We start from the raw sequence: 18,794 nt of genomic DNA, 5'->3' as shown, positions 1-18,794 counted from the left end.
CCTTATAAATCGACGATCATGCCGCCAATGGTCAGGCCGGCGGCCGTGCCCATCATCAGCAAACGCTGGCCTGCCACGGCCCGCCCCGTCATCACCGCCTCGTGCAGGGCCGTGGGCAGCGATGCGGCAACCTGGTTGCCATGCGTTTCAAAGATCTTGATGATTTTAGCATCGGGAACGTCGAGGATGCGCGCCGCATGCGCGAGTCCCAGCGGGCTGGCCTGGTGCGGCACGACCACGTCGACCCGTTCCAGTCCCGCGCCCGACTCGGCCATTAATGCCGTCAGGAAATCCGGCATCACCTTGACGGCCAGGCGGAACACGGCCTTGCCATCCATGCGGAACAGGTAGTCGCCCGGCTCGCAGCCGTTGCGCGGATTGCGCTCGGTACCGCCGCCGCGGATTTCGCAGTAGCGCCGCCCTTCCGGATACGTGCCCATCTTGTAGGCGCGGATGCCGGCGCTGCCGTCGCCCCGTTCGACGATGACGGCCGCCGCGCCGTCGCCAAAGATCATCGACGCTTCCGGCTCGCTCCAGTCGACGCCGCGCGACGCCAGGTCGGACGAGACGATGGCGATGCGCCGGTAGGCGCCGCCGGCCAGCATGGACGCGGCCACGCGGAAGGCGGCCATGAAACTGAGGCAGCTGGCGTTGACGTCGAAGCTTTGCGTGCCTGGCGGCAAGCCGGCATGTTCCGCGATGAAGCAGGCCGTGTTCGGCAATGCCTGCTCGGGCACGCCGCAGGCGCAGATCAGCAAGTCGATGTCGGCCGGGCGCAGGCTGGCGTTCTTCAGCGCGTCGAGCAGGGCGGCGGCGCCCAGCTGGCTTTGCGATTCATCGGGCGCGGCCACAAAGCGCGACAGCACGCCGCTCTTGCGCAGGGTATAGCCGGGCGGGTGGCCCAGTTTCAAGTCCAGGCTATCGGAAGTCACGCTATGCGACGGGACGGCTTTGCCCGTCGCGATCAGGCGAACTGGAATCATGTCAGCCTTAAAAAAGTAAAGTGAATAGGGTTAGCGAGCTTAATCGAGTATCAATGGCGGCAAATCGACGCCGCAGTTCTTGCAGAAATTGGCGTCGTCATCGAGTCCTTCCTTCAGGCACGTGGGGCAGGTACGCGTGGTGACCAGCTTGGAGCTGCGCTGTACCGTCATTTCGGCGCTGATAATGCCGGTAGGCACTGCCAGGATGCCCCAGCCCAGCAGCATCATCAACGAGGCGATGGTGCGCCCGATGTCGGTCTTCGGCGTGATATCGCCGAAGCCCACGGTGGTCATGGTGCTGATGGCCCAGTATATCGACGTCGGGATACTGCTGAAACCGTTATCTGGCCCTTCCACGACATACATCACAGTGCCCAGCAGAAATACCACCATCATCACGAACGACAGGAAGATGAGGATCTTGCGCCGGCTGGCCAGCAGGGCGCGCCCCAGCACCGTATATTCATGCACATAGGAAGTGAGCTTGAGGATACGGAACATGCGCAGCAGGCGCAGGATGCGCACGTCGATCAGCACGTGCGCGCCCGGCAGCAGCAAGCCGATGTAGGTCGGCACGATGGCCAGCAAGTCGATAATGCCGAAGAAACTCTTGGCATAGCGCACCGGATGCTGCAGGCACGACAGGCGGGCGAAATATTCGGCCGTAAATAAAAAGGTGAAAAACCATTCGAACGCCGTCAGCCAGGTGCCGTAGCGCTCGGCCACGGAAGCGACACTGCTGAGCACGACCACCGTCACGCTCATCAGGATGGCGCCGATCAGCAGCAGGTCGAAGGCGCGGCCCGTGCGCGTTTCCGCCTCGAAGATGACGGTGTACACCTTCTCGCGCCAGCCCCGCTCGGGCTTGCCGTATTTCTGCTGCGTTTCCTGCGCGGCAACTTGCTGCGGCGTCAACGGTGCCGCTCCGCTCCTGGGCGCGGCTTTCATGTCGGTAGTATGCTCATATACTATTATTGTATAGATAATTTACAAAGCACGGCGACACGCACGCTTGCGCTACAGGTTTCATTACGACAGCTTCTTCGCCAGCAACACGGCATTGCGCCGCTCGCGCTCGGCCTGCACGATGTCCGCCGCGCGCGCTTCGCTCAAGCCCGCCGTGTGCAGCACGGTGGCCGTCAGCTGCAGCGCCGCTTCCAGCGCCTCGGGCACGACGAGCGTGGCGCCCGCATGCATCAGGGCCACCGCATGGGCTTCGTCGCGGGCGCGCGCATACACGGGCAGCAGCGGATACTCGCGGCGGATCGACTTGACGGCATGCAGCACGGACGCCGCATGGTCCATGGTCAGCACGACGGCCGCGGCCCGGTCCGCATTCACCTTTTGCAGCAATTCCGCGCGCGACGCATCGCCGAAATACACGGGAAAGCCGCGCGGATGCAGGGTCGTCACCAGCCGCGCATCGTTTTCGATGGCGACATAGGCGATATCCTGCTCCGTCAGCACCTTGGCCAGCAGCTGCCCCACCCTGCCGAAACCGGCGATGATGACGGTGCTGCCCTGCGGCGGCAGCGCCCCTTGCGCCAGGTCGGCCAGCTGGTGGTGGTGGCGCTTTTCCCACCAGTTGCCGAACGCGCGCGCCGCCTTCGCCAGGGCCGGCGTCGCGAACAGGCTCAGGCCCACCACCAGCATGACGAACTGCGCCACCTGCGGTCCGATCAGCTTGGTACCGAGCGCATACGCGACGACGATGAAGGCGAACTCGCCGCCCTGCCCCAGCAGCACGCCCGTTTCCACGGCGCGCCCCCAGTGAAAGCCGCCCAGGCGGAAAATCACGCCGATGACGAGGGTCTTCAGGAAAAACAGGCTGAGCACGGCCAAGGGAATCAAGATCGGCGACTTGAGGATTTCGCGCACGTCGATCTGCATGCCCACCGACATGAAGAACAGGCCCATCAACAAGCCCTTGAACGGCTCGATCGTCACTTCCACCTCATGGCGGAATTCCGTTTCCGCCAGCAGCAGGCCGGCCAGCAGGGCGCCCAGCGCCATCGACAGGCCCGCCAGGTAGGTCAGGCCCGCGATGCCCAGCGTACTGAGCAAGGTCAAGGCCATGAAGACGTCGGGCTGGCGTTTCTTGACGAAAAACTGGAACAGCGGGCGAATCACCCGGCGTCCGAGCAGGTAGATCAACAGGATGGCGCCGGCCGATTTCACGGCCGCAAAGCTGAGCAGGTACGCCAGGTCGTCGCTGCGCCCGCTGGCGAACACGTCGATGAGGATGAACAGCGGCACCACCATCAAATCCTGGAACATCAGGATGGAAAAGCCCGCCTGGCCGGCCGGCGTCTGCAGGGAGCGCTGGTCCGTGAGCAACTGCATCACGACGGCCGTCGACGACAGCGACAGCACCAGGCCCAGCACGATGGACGCTTCCAGCGACAGGCCGAAATAATACGCGACGCCGCCGATCAGGCAGGCGCTGACGGCCACCTGCCCCACGCCCGCGCCAAACACCCAGCGCCGCAGCGCCCACAGCCGCTCCGTCGACAGCTCGAGGCCGATCATGAACATCAGGAACATCACGCCCAGCTCGGCCAGGCCGCTCACCTGTTCGGCGCGGACGAACGAAAAATACGTCAGCCACGTGAACTCGCCCGCCCACAGGCCGAAGCCGAACGGGCCGAACAGGGCGCCGACGGCCAGGAAACCGAGCACCTGGTTGACTTTCAGGCGTTGCAATAACGGAATAAAAATCCCGGCCAGGGCGAGAAACAGCAGGGTTTCTCGTAAATACGGTAGTGCGTGCTGCTCTTCCAAAATAATCCTAACAATGACATGCATGCTGAATTGATAATTGTCGCATGCACCGCCACGGCAGGGAATGCATGCACGCGATATTTTTTGCCATAAGGCAACATATCCACTATCGGCGCGCCGCTTTCGGCGTCTCCAGCATGTCGGCGCGCGGGCGGTCCCAGCCCGGCACGTAGGCGGGACATGGCCGGCCACGGAACTGCTGCAGCTCGACCGTGGTGAAATTGGGCAGCATGCCGGGATTGAAGCGCACGTCCGTCAGCTTGTCCGCATTCAACCTGGGCATGCGGGCAAAGCGGAACCAGGCATCGACATAGCAATTTTCCTCCTGCAAGGCGCGCAAGGCGGCCAGGCTGCCCGTCGCCTGCGCCGCCACGGCGATGCCGGGCGCCAGCTGCTGGCCCCGTTTGCCCGTCTCGACCAGGCCGGCCGGGCAGGCGGCGGGCGCCAGCGAGGCGGGCAACAGGCTCAACGTGCCGCGCCGCAAGGTGTACACGTCCGTCTTGCTGTCGAGTGAAACATAGATCCAGCACAGCGGGTTGCTGGGGAAGGCCGTCATCGCCACATCCCACACGCGCGTGCCCGGGTCCAGCCGCTGCACGGCCGCCTCGACGCGGGCGCGGCCGATGGCCGAGGCCACGCCCTGCGTGCCGATGAAGGTGGCGGCCAGCGCGAACGCCAGCAGCAGAGGGCCGCGCCCGCGCTCGCCGGCGCGCGCCTGCAGCACGGCCAGGATCACGCCCAGCCCCAGCAAGACGGCCAGCGAGGCGGGTGCCAGATAGGTTTTATGGGTGAAGAAGCACAGGGCCGCCGTCAGCCCCGCCAGCAGCACGCTTTTGACGATGCCGTAGTGCAAGGACATGATCACGGGCACGCCCAGCAAGACCCAGAACATGGGCTCGACAATGAAGACCATGTCGCCATACAGCCAGCGGCTGTCGAACGGGTAAAACGGGTGCAAGCCGTAGGAATTGAGGAAGTCCATGCCCATGTGCAGGCAAAAACCCAGCAACAGGCAGGCGGCCAGGCCCACGCGCGCGGGCACGCTGTCCTTCAGCAGGCGGCGCGCGCCGGGCCACAGCAGCCACAGCAGGGCAAGCAGCAACAGCGCCTGCGGCAAGGCCAGCAGCAAGGTATGCGTATGCCCCCGGTGGTGCAACATGTAGCCGAACGGGCGCGGCAGCAATCTGGTGAGCACCAGGTCCAGGTCCGGCGCATTGCTGGCAAACCAGGCCGTAAAGAGAAACAGCGCGCGCCGGGTGCGCTGTGCGGGGGCCTGCGGCTCAGGCGGCAGGCTGCGGTGTACCAGTTCGCCGACCCCGAGGCCGATGACCGAATGCGTAATATTATCCATCGGGCAATTTTACAGGACGCCCGCCCCGGCGTGCGCTTGCGCTACAGCTTTTCCAGCTCCGGCCCGCGCATGCCGACCAGCAAGGCACGGCCATCGGGCATGACGCGGAACTCGCCAAAACGGGCCTTTTCCCAGCGCGCCGCCTCGCCTTCCTTGAAGAACCAGGCATCGCTGACCAGCACCCAGCGCCCGCCTTTCGGCGTCAGTTCGAGCAGGAATTCATCGGGCGCCAGCGCCTCCTGGGTGTAGGGACGCAGCAGTTCGGCCACGCCGCGTGCATCGCGCCGGGCCACCACGAGCGGTCGCCCCGGCGTCCTTTCCACGCTGGCCAGCGTGGAAAGGACACCGAGGTTGACGAAATTGAGGCGCATGTAGTCGCCCTGCATCAGCGAGCGGGGGTCGACCGGTTCCAGCGCCACGAAAATGGCGTCTCCCTTGGCAATCAGCTGCTCTTTTTGCCAGATGCCGCCATTGACCACCAGCAGCACCAGCAACAGCCCCGCCAAGGTGCCCAGGCGCACGGCGCGGCCTTTGGCGACGACGGCCGCCGGCTTGCTTTCCACCAGGTGCAGCACCTTGCCGCGCGTGGCCAGCCACGACAGCGCGCACAGGATGGCGCCGGCCATGGCCAGCAGCGCCGCCTTGCTGGCCAGCGGCCAGGCCAGCTGGTAATAAAAACTGCCGATGACCCACGCGGCCGCCAAGCCCGCCGCCACGGCCACGCGCGTGCGCCCGCTGGCCAGGCAATACGCGAGGATCAGCAAGACGGGTCCCAGGGCCGGCATGAACCACGCCAGCACGATCAGCACCAGCGCCACGCCGATGGCCGGCAACTGGCGCAGCGCCGGCCAGCGCCAGCCCATCCACGCGGCCGCCGCCATGGCCAGCACGAGCGAGACGCCGTTCAAGACCCGCGCATACCAGGCGCCGGCCTGGTGGCTGCCCACTTCGCGCGCCACGTCGCCGGCAAAGCCGCTGCCCAAGGCACCGCCCAGCATGAAGGTCATACCGGACCAGAAGACCAGGCCCAGCAAGATTGCCAATACCCACCCCGTCGACAGCGACTCCAGGAAGGCGGCGATGGGCGCGCCGCGGCCATCATTGAACGCCTGTTTCTGCAGCCAGTGCACGCCCAGCCATAGTGCCAGGGCCAGCATCCAGGCCAGATACAGCTGCGTCGGGTCATTCTCGAAAATCCAGTCGCGCTGACTGTCGACGACGCCCAGCCCCAGCAAGCCGCAGGCGACCACGCCCAGCAGCACGCGCAGCCAGTCGCGCGGCAGGGCGGCGGCCACCAGCAGGCAAGCCAGACACAGCAGCAAGGACGCCGTCTGCGTCGAATAGTCGCGGAACAGCGCATAGCCGAGCAAGCCGCCGCCCACCAGCAGGCACGGCACGGCCAGCTGCTCGACAAACAGGGCCACGCCGCGCGTGCGGATCAGCAGCACGGCCACCACCAGCACGATGGCGGCCACGACATACGCGCCGGGACCGTGGCGCACCACGCTTTCCAGGCCCACGCCGAGCGCCGCGATCAGGGGGATGGCGGCCAGCCAGGCGCCGAACGCCGTCATCAGCACCAGCGGCCACGGCCGCACGTCCTGCACGGGACGCGTGGCGCCGGGCGGCAACAGGCCGGCGCGCGTGGCGTCGGCGATCAGGGTATCGAGCGCATCGGCGCGCTTGCTGTTCAGGCTGCTCATGCCGCCTCCTTGCGCGCGCGCCACAGGATGCCTTGCACGCTCAGCGCCAGCATGACGGCGGCCACCAGGCCCAGGATGACCAGGCTACCCACTTCGCCGCCATTGCCGTTGAACAGCCAGTGCGCGAGGCCGCCCACCAGCAGGGTGTTGATGCCGAGCGTGACGGCGCTGAGGCCGAACACGTCGGAAAATTTACTCATCGACAACAGGATGGCGGCGACGGCCAGCAAGCCCAGCCCTGCCCAGTACGGCGACTCGATGGTGTTGCCGAACAGGGCAGTGACGGCCGAGCCCGTGATGAGGATGGTGAGCAGCACCAGGCCCAGGCGCAGGGCCCAGGAAGCGGCGCCCGTCCAGCGCGCCAGCAGGGGCGAAACGAAGGCGCAGGCCAGCAGCACGGCCAGCCAGCCGCCGGCAAAGACCGGCAGGTCGGCCGACTCGACGCTCCAGCTGTGGCGCGTATGCGCCTGTATCCACAGGGCCGCCCCCGTCGACACGATCAGCATCCACGGCGTCCACAGCACGTCGCTGCGCGCCACCAGGCACAGCGGCAGCGCCAGCGCGGCCCACACGGCAAACAGTTGCCACGGATCGGCGCCCGTCTGGTAGGTCTGGCCAAAGTAGGCGAACAGGCCGCCGATGGCCAGCATGGCCACCAGCAGCAGCGGCACGCGCGCCTTCGGCACGGCAAACGCGGCCACGCAGGCGGCGGCAAACACGCCTTGCAGCAGGGCAAAGCGGCCCGTCCTGCCCAGCTCTTCCCAGTTGGCGGCGACCCAGAAGATCAGGCCCATGCCCAGCAGCGCGGCGCCCAGCACGGCCACGCCGCGCGGCAGCCAGTACGCCAGGCGCGCGGGTTCGCGCTGGAAACCGGCCACGTCCTGCAACTGCCGGGTTTGTTGGGCATCGAGCGCATGGCCCGAGGCGAGCTGGTACACGGCGAGGCGTAAATCCATCGTCTGCTTTCTGGTGGGGGTTCAGTATGGGGAGGGAAGGGTCAGCGCTCGACGCTTATGCCGCGCCAGAAGGCCACGTGGCCGGCAATCTGCCGGGCGGCATCCTTGGGCTGGGGGTAGTACCAGGCCGCGTTGGCATTGACGGCACCATCGACGACGACGTCGTAATAGCTGGCCGTGCCCTTCCACGGGCAGACCGTCGTATGGCTGCTCGGGCGCAGGTAGTCCTGCCTCACCGACGACAAGGGAAAATACACATTGTTTTCAACGACTTGCACCTGCGCATCGGCAGTTTGCGCGATGACGGCGCCATTCCAGCTGGCTGTTGGCATTTGACTATCCCCCTTCTCAGCGGAGTGTAGCCGAAATTGACCGCCATGGCGCGCGCCATTGGCCTCCGGATCAGGCGCTGGCGATGATCTGGCGCAAGGCTTGCTCGAACACTTCGGGCGGCTGGCCGCCGGAAATCAGGTGGCGCTCGTTGATGATGACGGCCGGCACGGAGTTGATGCCGTTTTGCTGATAGAACTGTTCCTGCGCGCGTACCTCGTCCGCGTAGGCGTTCGATGCCAGCACCTCGGCCGCTTTCGCCATGTCCAGTCCCGCGTCGCCGGCCACTGTCAGCAGCACCGCGTGCGAGGACGGATTCTGGCCCTGCGTGAAATATGCATCGAACAGCGCCATCTTGAGTTCCTTCTGGCGCCCTTGCAGTGCGGCCCAGTGCAGCAGGCGGTGCGCATCGAAGGTGTTGTAGATGCGGCCGCGCTTGTCCATGGCAAAGGTAAAGCCCAGTTGCTCGCCGCGCGCGCGGATGGCTTCGCGCGATTGCGCCATCTGTTCTTCGGTGGAACCGTATTTGCGGGCGATGTGTTCGCCGATATCCTCGCCTTCGGCCGGCATGCTGGCATTCAGCTCGAAGGGCTGGAAATGGATCTCGGCCTGGACGCTGTCCTGCAGATTGCCCAAGGCTTGCTCCAGCGATTTCAGGCCGATCACGCACCAGGGACAGGAGACGTCGGAGACGAAGTCGATACGGATGGGAGTGGGTGTGGCGGAGGTGGAACTCATGGTGGGCAGCCTTTGCGCGAGTCGGTGGCGGCCGCACCGCGCGGCGCCGCAAGCACAGCATATGCGTGCGGGCCGCCGGAAATCAAGCGCTTACTTCTTCTTGCCAGCGGCCTTGGCCGCGTCCTTCTTGCCGCCGATCTTGCTTTCCTTGCCAGCGAGCAAGTTGGCAATATTCTGGCTGTGGCGGTAGGCCAGCAGCACGCTCATGATGACGACGGCCAGCAGGATGGGATCGACGCCGAACAGCAAGCCGTAGTAGAACGGCGCGAACAGGGCCGCCACCAGCGCCGCCAGCGAGGAATAGCGGAAGGCATAGGCGATGATCAGCCAGGTGGCCAGGGTGGCCAGGCCCAGCCATGGATGAATGCCCAGCAACACGCCGAGGGCCGTGGCCACGCCCTTGCCGCCGACGAAACGGAAGAAGACGGGCCACAGGTGGCCGAGGAAGACGGCGATGGCCACCAGTGCCACGGCCGTGTCGCCCACGCCCAGCGCACCGGCAAAATGGTCGGCCAGGAAGACGGCCAGCCAGCCCTTGGCGCCATCGCCCAGCAAGGTCATGACGGCGGCGCCCTTGTTGCCGCTGCGCAGCACGTTGGTGGCGCCCGGATTCTTCGAGCCATAGGTGCGCGGATCGGCAATGCCGTAGACCTTGCTCATCACCACGGCAAACGATATCGAGCCGAGCAAGTAAGCGGCCACTGTCATTGCCACGGTTGTGATTACTGGATTCATTTCTTCCCTTTGTTGTATTTTTCACAGCAGCATAAGGCTGGCGCAGCAGAATATACACCAGCGCCCAGCCCAAGGACAGGGCGGCGCCCGGTTTTCTTGGAGTCTATCCCGTAGCGAGCGTCTTCTGCTGGCAGCGTATCAGGAGCGCGGACCAGGCGTGAGGAGGACGCGTGGCGAGCCACGCGACGACGATCAACGCAGTCCCCGCTTCTGAGGGGCGGCAGCAGGGGAGGTATTCATCTGCTGGGATAGGCTCTTAGTCTGCCAGGGCGCACTGCACCGGCTTGGCCTGGAGCAAGTCGAGCAATACCTGCGGCGCCAGCGAGACGAGGAAACCGCGCCGCCCGCCATTGATATAGATACGCTCGAGCGCCAGGATGGATTGCTCCACGTACACGGGCATGGCCTTCCTGGTGCCGAACGGCGAGGTGCCGCCGATCAGGTAACCGGAATGGCGCTGCGCCACTTCGGGCTTGCACGGCTCGACGGACTTGCAGCCGATGCCACGCGCCAGGTTCTTGGTCGACACCTTGCAATCGCCATGCATGAGCACGATCATCGGCCGCGCCGCCTCGTCCTGCATCACGAGGGTCTTGATCACCGCATGCTCGGGCACGTTCAGCTCGCGCGCCGAGACGCTGGTGCCGCCGTGCTCTTCGTACGGATACGGGTGTTCATCGAAGGAAACCTGATGCTTGCGCAGCATCTGCGTCGCCTGGGTTTCGGAAATATGCTCTTTTTTAGCCATGCGTGATACGCTGATCGTTCAGTGAGGAGTGCTAATTATGCAGGAAGAAATCCGCTTTGCCACATTCAATGTCTGCAACCTTGCCCCTGCCGGGGAGAAATTGTATGACAACCTGGAACCGTTGAGCCCGGCCCAATACGAGGCCAAGGCGCAGTGGACGGCGCGGCAGATCGACCTGCTCGATGCCGACGTGATCGGTTTCCAGGAAATCTTCTCGCAGGCGGCCCTGCGCGACGTGCTGTCGCGCACGCGCCACTACCGCGAAGCGGTGCTGGCCGGCTACGATGCGGTGGATGCCAGCGGCCGCATGCTGCCCACGGTGGCGCTCGTCTCGCGGCTGCCGCTGGCCGGCCCCGGTGTTGCCTATGCGAACTTTCCCGCCGGCATCACCTTACCGGCCGATGGCCAGGGCGCGGATGCGGACCCGTGCCGCTTTGCCCGCGCGCCCCTGCATGTGCAGCTCGTCTTGCCTGGCGGACAACTGACCGACGTGGTCGTCGTGCATCTGAAATCGCGCCGGCCCGACTACCGCCCCGACGACGCCGGCGACGCGCTGGCGTATGCGCTGGCCAACCTGCGTTCGCTGCAGCGGCGCGGCGCGGAAGCCGTGGCCCTGCGCGTGCTGGTGAGCGAACTGGGCCAAAGCGGCCGTCCGCGTATCGTGCTGGGCGACTTCAACGACATCGCCAATGCCGTCACCACGGCCATCGTCATGGGTGCCGGCGCGCCGTGCGAAGCGGCCGGCCACCTGCCCGAGATGCGCGCGCGCCTGTACGACTGCAACGCCATCCAGCTGCGCCAGGATTACCTGCGCCACGTGGGCTACACGAATATCCACGACAGCGCCTACATGACGATCGACCACATCCTCGTTTCCGAACACTTCCACCCCGCCTCGCCGCGCGCCATCGGCGCCGTGCTCGACGTGATCTACCTGAACGACCATTTGCTGCTGGGCTTGCCGCCCGCGTCCGACCATGGCCAGGTCGTGGCGCGCATCAAGCTGCTGGGAAACATTCACTGATGCCATAACTAATGCAACAGCGCCGCCAGCGCGCTGCCCTCGACTTGCGCGCCGGCATGGCGTCCCTGGTACTGCTGGCAGCCCTGCGCCTGCAGGTAGGCCAGCTGCTGCGCCGTTTCCACGCCTTCCGCGATCACCGTCAGCTGCAGTTCGCGCGCCATGGCGATGATGGTGGCGGCCACGGCGGTATCGGACTCGCCAGCCGCGCCGTCCGCGCCGGGCAGGAACGAGGGATCGATCTTCAGCTTGTCCACCGGGTAATGGCGCAGATTGGCCAGGCGCGAATAGCCGGTGCCGAAGTCGTCGATGGCCAGCCGCACGCCCAGCGCGCGCAGCTGCGCCAGCACGCCGGCCAGGCGCGCGCCGCCCTTCATCAGCAGCGACTCCGTCACTTCCAGTTCCAGCCAGGCGGCCGGCAAGCCCGACGCCGCCAGCGCTTCCTGTACGCTGTGCACTAAATTATTGTGCAGGCATTGCGCCGCCGACAGATTCACGGAGACGCGCCACGCCTGGCCCGCGTCGTGCCAGGCGCGCGCGCGCAGGCAGGCGTGGCGCAGCACCCAGTTGCCGATCGACACCATCAAGCCGCATTCCTCGGCCACGGCGAGGAAGCGCTCGGGCGGCAGCACGCCCAGCTGCGGGTGGTGCCAGCGCAACAGGGCTTCCGCCCCCACGATCTGGCCGCTGGCGACATCGAGGGCGGGCTGGAATTCCAGCGCAAACTCGTCGCTGCCCAGCGCCGCGCGCAAGCCCTGTTCGAGGCTGGCCCGCTCGAGGATTTGCGCATTCATTTCCGCATTGAAAAACTGGAAATTATTGCGTCCGCTTTCCTTGGCGTGGTACATGGCGATGTCGGCGTTGTGCACCAGCGTGTCGATGCTGTCGCCATCGCTGGGAAAGATGGCCACGCCGATCGACACCGACACCTGCAACTCATACTCGCCCAACTGGTAGACCTGGGTCACGGCTTGCAGCAGGCTGGCCGCCACGTGCGCCGCCTGGTCGATGCCGCCCACCTCGGCCAGGATGATGACGAATTCGTCGCCGCCATGGCGGCTGACCGTGTCGACGCCGCGCACGCAGCGCACGAGGCGCCGCGCCACCTCCTTGAGCAGCAGGTCGCCCACGTGATGGCCCATGCTGTCGTTGATGTGCTTGAAGTGGTCGAGGTCCAGGTACAGGATGGCCAGCATGCTCAGCTTGCGCCGCGCGGCCGCCAGCGCCAGCGACAGCCGGTCCAGCAGCAGCACCCGGTTCGGCAGGTCGGTGAGGAAATCGTGCTCGGCCAGGTGGCGCGTGTGCTCCTCGGTTTTCTTGCGCTCGCTGATGTCGCTGAGGATGGCCATGTAGTTGCTGAGCTGCCCCTGCGTATCGCGGATGGCCGTCAGCGACAGCCAGGCCGGGTAGCGCTGCCCCTCCTTGCGCTGGGCCAGGATGTCGCCCTGCCAATAGCCATTCGTATCGACCTCTTCCCACACGTGGGCAAAGAACGCCAGTTCGTCCGGTTCGGCGCGGTGCATGGCAAACGGCTTGCCCAGCATGTCGTCCAGGCTGAAGCCACTGATCTCGCTGTACGCGGGATTCATGCTGACAACGCGTTGCTGCGGGTCCATCACGACGATCGCTTCCCGTGCGTGCTCGACCACCTGCGCCGACAGGTACAGGGCCCGCTCGGCCAGTTTTCGGGAAGAAATATCGCGGATCACGGCATAGAACAGATAGGTATGGTCGAGCGTGACGGAAGTGAGCAGCACTTCGCCCCAGAACAATTCCCCAAGGCAAGTTTGATACTGCCAGTCATAGCGCCAGTTGCCGTGGGCATGGGCCTGCGCCGCCAGTTGCGTGCCGCGCAGGGACGACAAGGCGCCATCGGGCTGGCGCAAGGGCGAGAAATCGCTGAGACGCCGTCCCAGCAGGCGTGGCCGCTCCTCGCATTGAAACAGGGCGATGGCGGCCGGGTTGGCTTCGGCGATATGCTCGTCGCGCAGCAGCACGATGGCGTCGGCCGACTTGTCGTACAACTGGCGGAAATTATCCCCCATCAGCAACAGCGCGCCCTGCCCCGCGCCATCCTGGCCGCTGGCCGTGATGTCGACATCGATGCACACCACTTGCCGCACGCGCCCGGCCACGATGACGGGAAACGCGGTGGAACAGATGCAGCGCGGCGCCACCCCGTTGCTACCGAGACGCCACAGGCGGGCCGTGCGCGCCTTGCCGCTATGCCAGACGGCGTCCAGTTCGGCATGGCCATCGGCATCCTGGCCGGCGCCTTCCGGCATGGCCGTGGCCACGCTGCTCCACGGCTGGCCCAGGGCCAGCGCGGCCGGCACCCCATACAGGCGCGCCGCGCCCGCGCTCCAGTAGCGCACGGTGCCATCGCGGTCGATGCCGCGCACGGCCATGCCGGGCGCCTGCTCGACGGCGGCAACGGCGATGGACAGCAAGTCCAGCGCCTTGCCGGCCGCTCCCGTGTCCGGTGCGGCAGCGGCCAGCAAACGGCCCGGCGACGGGACGGCTCCGACAATCCGTTCAGACATCAGGCCCCCCGTTGCGCGGCCGTGCCGCAACCGGCGGGCGCCCTGGCCTGTCCGGTGGCACAACCATCATGGCCATTCTTGCGCGCCGGCGAATCGGCTCATTGAGGATGCTCAAGCATCGTGGCATGCCGCTGCCGGCGCCGCCGCCGCGCCCGGTGCCTCTGGCGCCCGTTTTCTGCATTTCATCCCCGTTTTTGTGCAATCTGTCGCACGGCGATGGCGGGCGCACTTGTATCTTCATAAAGTAGCAACATGCGTATCGCCGTGAACGACCGCAGCGGCAGGCGTGCTGCCTGCGGCCGCCACGGCGATACGCTACCCGAATTCCCCCGGCCCGCCGCAGGCCGGCCGCAACGAGACCTGGCGCCCGACCCTTGCGCCGCCTCCATACGAAAACACCATGAAAAACGAGACTTTGCCACCGGCCTCCCCCCTTGCAGCCCCGCGTCGTCGCCGCTGGCGCGCCCCCGTGCTGATCCTGGTCGTGCTGGGCCTGGCCGGCGGCGGCTGGACCGTGATGCAAACGAGACAACAAGCGGCCAAGGCGGCCGAGTTGCAGGCGAGCAAGAAAAAACAACAGGACAAGACGCCCGTGCACGAACTGGCGCAGGGCGACGTGGCCGCCATCGATGCGCGCGCGCTCGCCGTGAGCTTGCCCCTGTCGGGTTCGCTGGCGCCGCTGACGCAAGCCACCATCAAGGCCAAGGTTTCCGGCGTGATCCACGAAACCACCTTGCAGGAGGGCCAGAGCGTGGCCGCCGGGCAAATTCTCGTGCGCCTGGACGCGGCCGACCAGCGCGCCCGCCTGACGCAACAGCAAGCCATGCTCGACGAAGCGCAGGCGCGCCTGTCGATGGCAGCCAAGAACGAAAACAATAGCCAGGCCCTGCTCAAGCAGAAATACATTTCGCAGACGGCTTACGACACGACGCAGAATTCCGTCGACCTGGCGCGCGCCGGCGTCAAATCCAACGCCGCCATGGTCGACATCGCCCGCATCGCGCTGGCCGACACGGTGATCCGCGCGCCCATGGCCGGCATCGTCAGCAAGCGCCACGTGCAGGCCGGCGAAAAGGTCTCGCCCGACATGCCCGTCTACACCATCGTCAACCTGGCGCAGCTGACCCTGGAAGCGCCCGTGCCCAGCGCGGAAATCCCGCGCATCAAGCTGGGCCAGGACGTGCACTTCAAGGTCGACGGCTTCGGCGCGCGCGACTTCGCCGGCAAGGTCACGCGCATCAACCCCACCACCGAGAGCGGCTCGCGCGCCATGCTCGTCTACATCGCCGTCGACAATGGCGATGGCGCGCTGCGCGGCGGCATGTTCGCCAAGGGCAGCATCGTCACCGAACGCTCATCCGTGGCGCCGCTGGTGCCGCTGGCGGCCGTACGCAATGAAAAGCAGGGCCCGGTCGTGTATGCGCTGGTCAACAACAAGGTGGTCGCCCAACCCGTCACCCTGGGCCTGCGCAACGAGGATGAAGGCTATGCGGAAGTGACGTCGGGCCTGGTGCCGGGCGCGAAAGTCATCGTCGCCAGGCTCGATGGCGTGAAACCGGGCCACGGCGTGACCTTTGCCGGGGCGCCCGCCGCGCCCGCCGCACAGCCGGCCGTGCTGGCGCGGAAGGATTAAGCCATGTGGATGACCAAAGTCAGCATACAGAACCCCGTCTTCGCCACCATGGTCATGGTGGCGCTGGTGGTGCTGGGCGTGTTTTCCTACCGCGGCCTAGGCGTGGAAAGCATGCCCAGCGTGCAGTTCCCGTTCGCCGCCATTGAAGTGAACTACCCGGGCGCCTCGCCCGAAGCCGTGGAAAACGACATCACGCGCCCCATCGAGGACGCCGTCAACACCGTCAGCGGCATCAAGACCATCCGCGCCAACTCGTGGGAAGGACGCGCCGGCGTCTACCTGGAATTCGAGCTGTCGACGAATATGGACAAGGCCATGCAGGACTTGCGCGACAAGGTGGCGCTGGTGCGCCCGCGCTTCCCGAAGGAAGCCAAGGACCCGTTCATCGCGCGCGCCGAAGGCGACAATGAGCGCCCCATCGCCACCATCGTGCTGACCTCCACCGGGCATGACCTGCGTTCGCTGTCGACCATGACGGAGCAGATCATCAGCAAGCGCTTCCAGGGCGTGGCCGGCGTGGGGCAAGTCAAGCTGCGCGGCCTGCGCGCGCGCCAGATCCTCATCAGCATGAAGCCGATCGAACTCAATGCCCAGGGCATCGGCGTCGATGAAGTGATCCGCGCCATCCAGGCCACGAATACCAATTTGCCGGCCGGCTCCATCAGCCATGGCGCGGCCGAACAGCTGGTGCGCGTGGAAGGCAAGATCAAGGATGCGCGCGAATTCGGCAAGATCATCGTGGCGCGCCGCGCCAGCGGTCCCGTCTACCTGGACCAGGTGGCCAGCGTCGTCGACGGCGAGCAGGAAGAACTGTCGATCTCGCGCATGAACGGCCAGCAGGCCGTGACCATGGAAATCACCAAGGTGCAGGACGCCAACGTGGTGGAAGTGGGCACCGGCATCCTGAAAGTGGCGGCCGACCTGCAAAAGACGCTGCCGCCCGATATCACCCTGCGCGTGCTGGACGACGAATCGGAACGCGTGCAAAGCCAGCTCAATAACGTCAAGCGCACCATCATCGAAGGCGCCGTGCTGACCATGGTGATCGTCTTCCTGTTCCTGCACTCGTGGCGCTCGACCATCATCACCGGATTGACCCTGCCGATCTCCGTGCTGGCCAGCTTCATCGCCATGAAGGCCTTCGGCTTCACCCTGAACTTCCTGACGCTGATGGCGCTGTCGCTGTGCATCGGCCTGCTGATCGACGACGCCATCGTCGTGCGCGAAAACATCGTGCGCCACCTGGGCATGGGCAAGAGCCACTACAAGGCGGCCAACGACGGTACCAATGAAATCGGCCTGGCAGTGATGGCCACCACGTTTGCCATCGTCGCCGTGTTCGTGCCGGTGGCTTTCATGGACGGCATCATCGGCCGCTTCTTCCTGCAGTTCGGCATAACCGTGGCCGTCGCCGTGCTGGTGTCGCTGTTCGTCAGCTTCACGCTCGACCCGATGCTGTCGTCCGTCTGGCGCGACCCCGTCAAGGACCGCTTCAAGTATGCGCCATGGCTGGGCCGCTTCATGGCCTGGATCGAGACCGGCATCGACCGCCTGCACGTCTGGTATGGCAAGGTGCTCGGCATCGCCCTGCGCTGGCGCAAGACCACGCTGGCCACGGCCGTGGCCCTGTTCGCGGGCAGCCTGATGCTCGTGCCGATGATAGGCGGCGAGATGTTCCCCGAGACGGACCAGGGCTGGGTCAACCTGCGCTTCAAGACGCCCGTCGGCTCCAGCCTCGAATACACGGATTCCAAGGTGCGCCAGGTGGAAGCGGCCCTGAAGGAATTTCCCGAAATCGACAGCCTGGTGGCCAATATCGGCACGCCCGATGGACGCAATGCGGCCGAAGTCAACCTGAAGCTGACGGACATCAAGACGCACAAGCGCCGCTCGCAGCAGGAACTGGAAAGGCTGATCCGCGAACGCCTGGCGCCGATCGCCGGAATTACCCTGTCCGTCGGCAACCGCCCCATCTTCATCGCCATCCTCGGCACGGACGAGGGCAAGCTCGATGAAGTGGCGCACCGCCTGATGGACAAGATGCGCACCATCAAGGGCCTGGCCGACATGGAATACAGCCAGGAAGGCGCCAATCCGTCGACCACGGTGAAGATCAATAACGAACTGGCCAGCGACCTGGGATTGTCGGTGCAGCAGATCGGCGCCGCCCTGCGCCCGTTCGTGGCGGGCGACACGGTCAGCCACTGGCTGGCGTCCGACGGGCAGAACTACGACGTCAACGTGCAGCTGCCCAAGTCGGGCCGGCAGAAGGTGGCCGATCTGGCCGACCTGTCGCTGGCGTCCAGCAAGCTCGATGCGAACGGCAAGCCGGTGATGATCCCGCTGCGCCAGGTGGTGGAATTCGTGCCGTCGTCCAGCCCGCAAGTGCTGAAGCGCCAGGCCTTGCAGCGCCGCGTGGCCATCTATGCCGGCGTGCAGGGCCGTCCTGCCGGCGACGTCGACGCCGACGTGCAGAAAGCCATCAAGTCGATCGACCTGCCGCCCGGCGTGCGTTTCGACGTGGCCGGCAATGCGCAGCAGATGGCCGAAACCATGGGCGGCGCGATGATGGCGCTGGGTATCGCCGTGATCTTCATCTACCTGGTGCTGGCGTCGCAGTTCGGCAGCTTCCTGCAGCCGGTCGCCATCATGGTGTCGCTGCCGCTCTCCCTGATCGGCGTGCTGCTGGCCCTCCTGATCACGGGCAGCACCCTGAACATCTTCTCCGTGATCGGCTTCATCATGCTGATGGGCCTGGTCACCAAGAATGCGATCCTGCTGGTGGACTTCACCAACCAGCGCCAGCGCGAAGGCCTGGGCCAGTTCGCCGCGCTGATGGAAGCGGGCCAGGTACGCCTGCGCCCCATCCTGATGACGACCCTGGCGATGGTCTTCGGCATGCTGCCGATGGCCATCGGCATGGGCGACGGCGGCGAATCGCAGGCGCCGATGGGGCGCGCCGTCATCGGCGGCGTCATCACCTCGACGCTATTGACGCTGGTGGTGGTGCCCGTCGCCTACACCTACCTCGACAGCCTGGGCAAGCGCGCCGCGCGCTTCTTCGGCGGCGGCGACGCGCATGCGCACACGGATGCGCATGCCGACGACGCCAAGGCGCCCGCCGGCGCCGCCCACTGACCTTCCTGCCGGTCGCCTTCACCGTCCCCGCATTGGCGGGGACGACGCGGCGGTTTCCTGAAGAGAGCTTCAGTTGACCAAAACGCCCCCACTGGCTAGACTGTCCCCGTTATCAATTGCATGGAGTGACTCGT

At 65.8% G+C, this 18,794-nt stretch carries 14 protein-coding genes; 3 read left to right on the top strand and 11 right to left on the bottom strand.

Features of this window, described 5'->3' with window-relative positions; translation table 11 throughout:
* Window positions 1-2 precede the first annotated feature (2 nt).
* From AC1RDJ_RS02865 to ybaK, 10 genes are all read right to left on the bottom strand, one after another.
* Window positions 3-983 carry a 3-oxoacyl-[acyl-carrier-protein] synthase III C-terminal domain-containing protein gene (locus tag AC1RDJ_RS02865; protein ID WP_071322127.1) on the bottom strand — a complete coding sequence of 327 codons (981 nt, stop codon included), beginning with the start codon at window positions 981-983 and terminating at the stop codon, window positions 3-5.
* A 39-nt stretch (window positions 984-1,022) separates the two neighbouring features.
* Entirely contained in the window at window positions 1,023-1,931 is a 909-nt protein-coding gene (locus AC1RDJ_RS02860; protein ID WP_493026427.1) for an ion transporter, read from the bottom strand.
* A gap of 81 nt (window positions 1,932-2,012) precedes the next feature.
* Window positions 2,013-3,764 (bottom strand): cation:proton antiporter domain-containing protein, encoded by a 1,752-nt coding sequence (locus tag AC1RDJ_RS02855; protein WP_071322125.1) that lies wholly within the window; start codon window positions 3,762-3,764, stop codon window positions 2,013-2,015.
* A gap of 106 nt (window positions 3,765-3,870) precedes the next feature.
* Window positions 3,871-5,115 carry a metal-dependent hydrolase gene (locus tag AC1RDJ_RS02850; RefSeq protein WP_071322124.1) on the bottom strand — a complete coding sequence of 415 codons (1,245 nt, stop codon included), beginning with the start codon at window positions 5,113-5,115 and terminating at the stop codon, window positions 3,871-3,873.
* Between the two features lie 41 nt (window positions 5,116-5,156).
* Window positions 5,157-6,818 carry a GDYXXLXY domain-containing protein gene (locus tag AC1RDJ_RS02845; RefSeq protein WP_493026426.1) on the bottom strand — a complete coding sequence of 554 codons (1,662 nt, stop codon included), beginning with the start codon at window positions 6,816-6,818 and terminating at the stop codon, window positions 5,157-5,159.
* Window positions 6,815-7,774, bottom strand: a complete 960-nt coding sequence (locus AC1RDJ_RS02840) for a DUF2157 domain-containing protein (RefSeq protein ID WP_493026425.1) — start codon at window positions 7,772-7,774, stop codon at window positions 6,815-6,817. The genes AC1RDJ_RS02845 and AC1RDJ_RS02840 overlap by 4 nt, the downstream gene beginning before the upstream one ends.
* Before the next feature lie 41 nt (window positions 7,775-7,815).
* Entirely contained in the window at window positions 7,816-8,106 is a 291-nt protein-coding gene (locus tag AC1RDJ_RS02835) for a DUF427 domain-containing protein (protein WP_071322122.1), read from the bottom strand.
* A 70-nt stretch (window positions 8,107-8,176) separates the two neighbouring features.
* Window positions 8,177-8,842 (bottom strand): DsbA family oxidoreductase, encoded by a 666-nt coding sequence (locus AC1RDJ_RS02830; protein ID WP_493026424.1) that lies wholly within the window; start codon window positions 8,840-8,842, stop codon window positions 8,177-8,179.
* A gap of 90 nt (window positions 8,843-8,932) precedes the next feature.
* A complete protein-coding gene (plsY, locus tag AC1RDJ_RS02825; protein WP_232251038.1) occupies window positions 8,933-9,577 on the bottom strand; it encodes a glycerol-3-phosphate 1-O-acyltransferase PlsY in 645 nt (214 codons plus the stop codon).
* A 256-nt stretch (window positions 9,578-9,833) separates the two neighbouring features.
* Window positions 9,834-10,325 (bottom strand): Cys-tRNA(Pro) deacylase, encoded by a 492-nt coding sequence (gene ybaK, locus AC1RDJ_RS02820; RefSeq protein WP_493026423.1) that lies wholly within the window; start codon window positions 10,323-10,325, stop codon window positions 9,834-9,836.
* Window positions 10,326-10,362: 37 nt separating this feature from the next.
* On the opposite strand from ybaK, the gene AC1RDJ_RS02815 reads away from it, so the two are divergent.
* Window positions 10,363-11,349 carry an endonuclease/exonuclease/phosphatase family protein gene (locus AC1RDJ_RS02815; RefSeq protein ID WP_493026422.1) on the top strand — a complete coding sequence of 329 codons (987 nt, stop codon included), beginning with the start codon at window positions 10,363-10,365 and terminating at the stop codon, window positions 11,347-11,349.
* 8 nt (window positions 11,350-11,357) lie between these two features.
* Here AC1RDJ_RS02815 and AC1RDJ_RS02810 read toward each other — a convergent pair whose 3' ends face one another.
* The gene (locus tag AC1RDJ_RS02810; protein WP_493026421.1) at window positions 11,358-13,889 is read right to left on the bottom strand and encodes a sensor domain-containing protein; all 2,532 of its coding nucleotides are present in this window, start codon (window positions 13,887-13,889) and stop codon (window positions 11,358-11,360) included.
* A gap of 400 nt (window positions 13,890-14,289) precedes the next feature.
* Between AC1RDJ_RS02810 and AC1RDJ_RS02805 the strand changes: the two genes are divergently transcribed.
* On the top strand, window positions 14,290-15,522 hold the full coding sequence (locus AC1RDJ_RS02805) for an efflux RND transporter periplasmic adaptor subunit (protein WP_493026420.1): 1,233 nt from the start codon (window positions 14,290-14,292) through the stop codon (window positions 15,520-15,522).
* A gap of 3 nt (window positions 15,523-15,525) precedes the next feature.
* Window positions 15,526-18,660: an efflux RND transporter permease subunit gene (locus AC1RDJ_RS02800; protein WP_071322116.1), complete on the top strand. Its 3,135-nt coding sequence runs from the start codon at window positions 15,526-15,528 to the stop codon at window positions 18,658-18,660.
* Window positions 18,661-18,794 lie beyond the last annotated feature (134 nt).

This window comes from Janthinobacterium sp. GW822-FHT07H10 (assembly GCF_058798675.1).
Note: the sequence above shows the minus strand (reverse complement) of the source record. Positions and strands in the feature narration are given on the sequence as shown.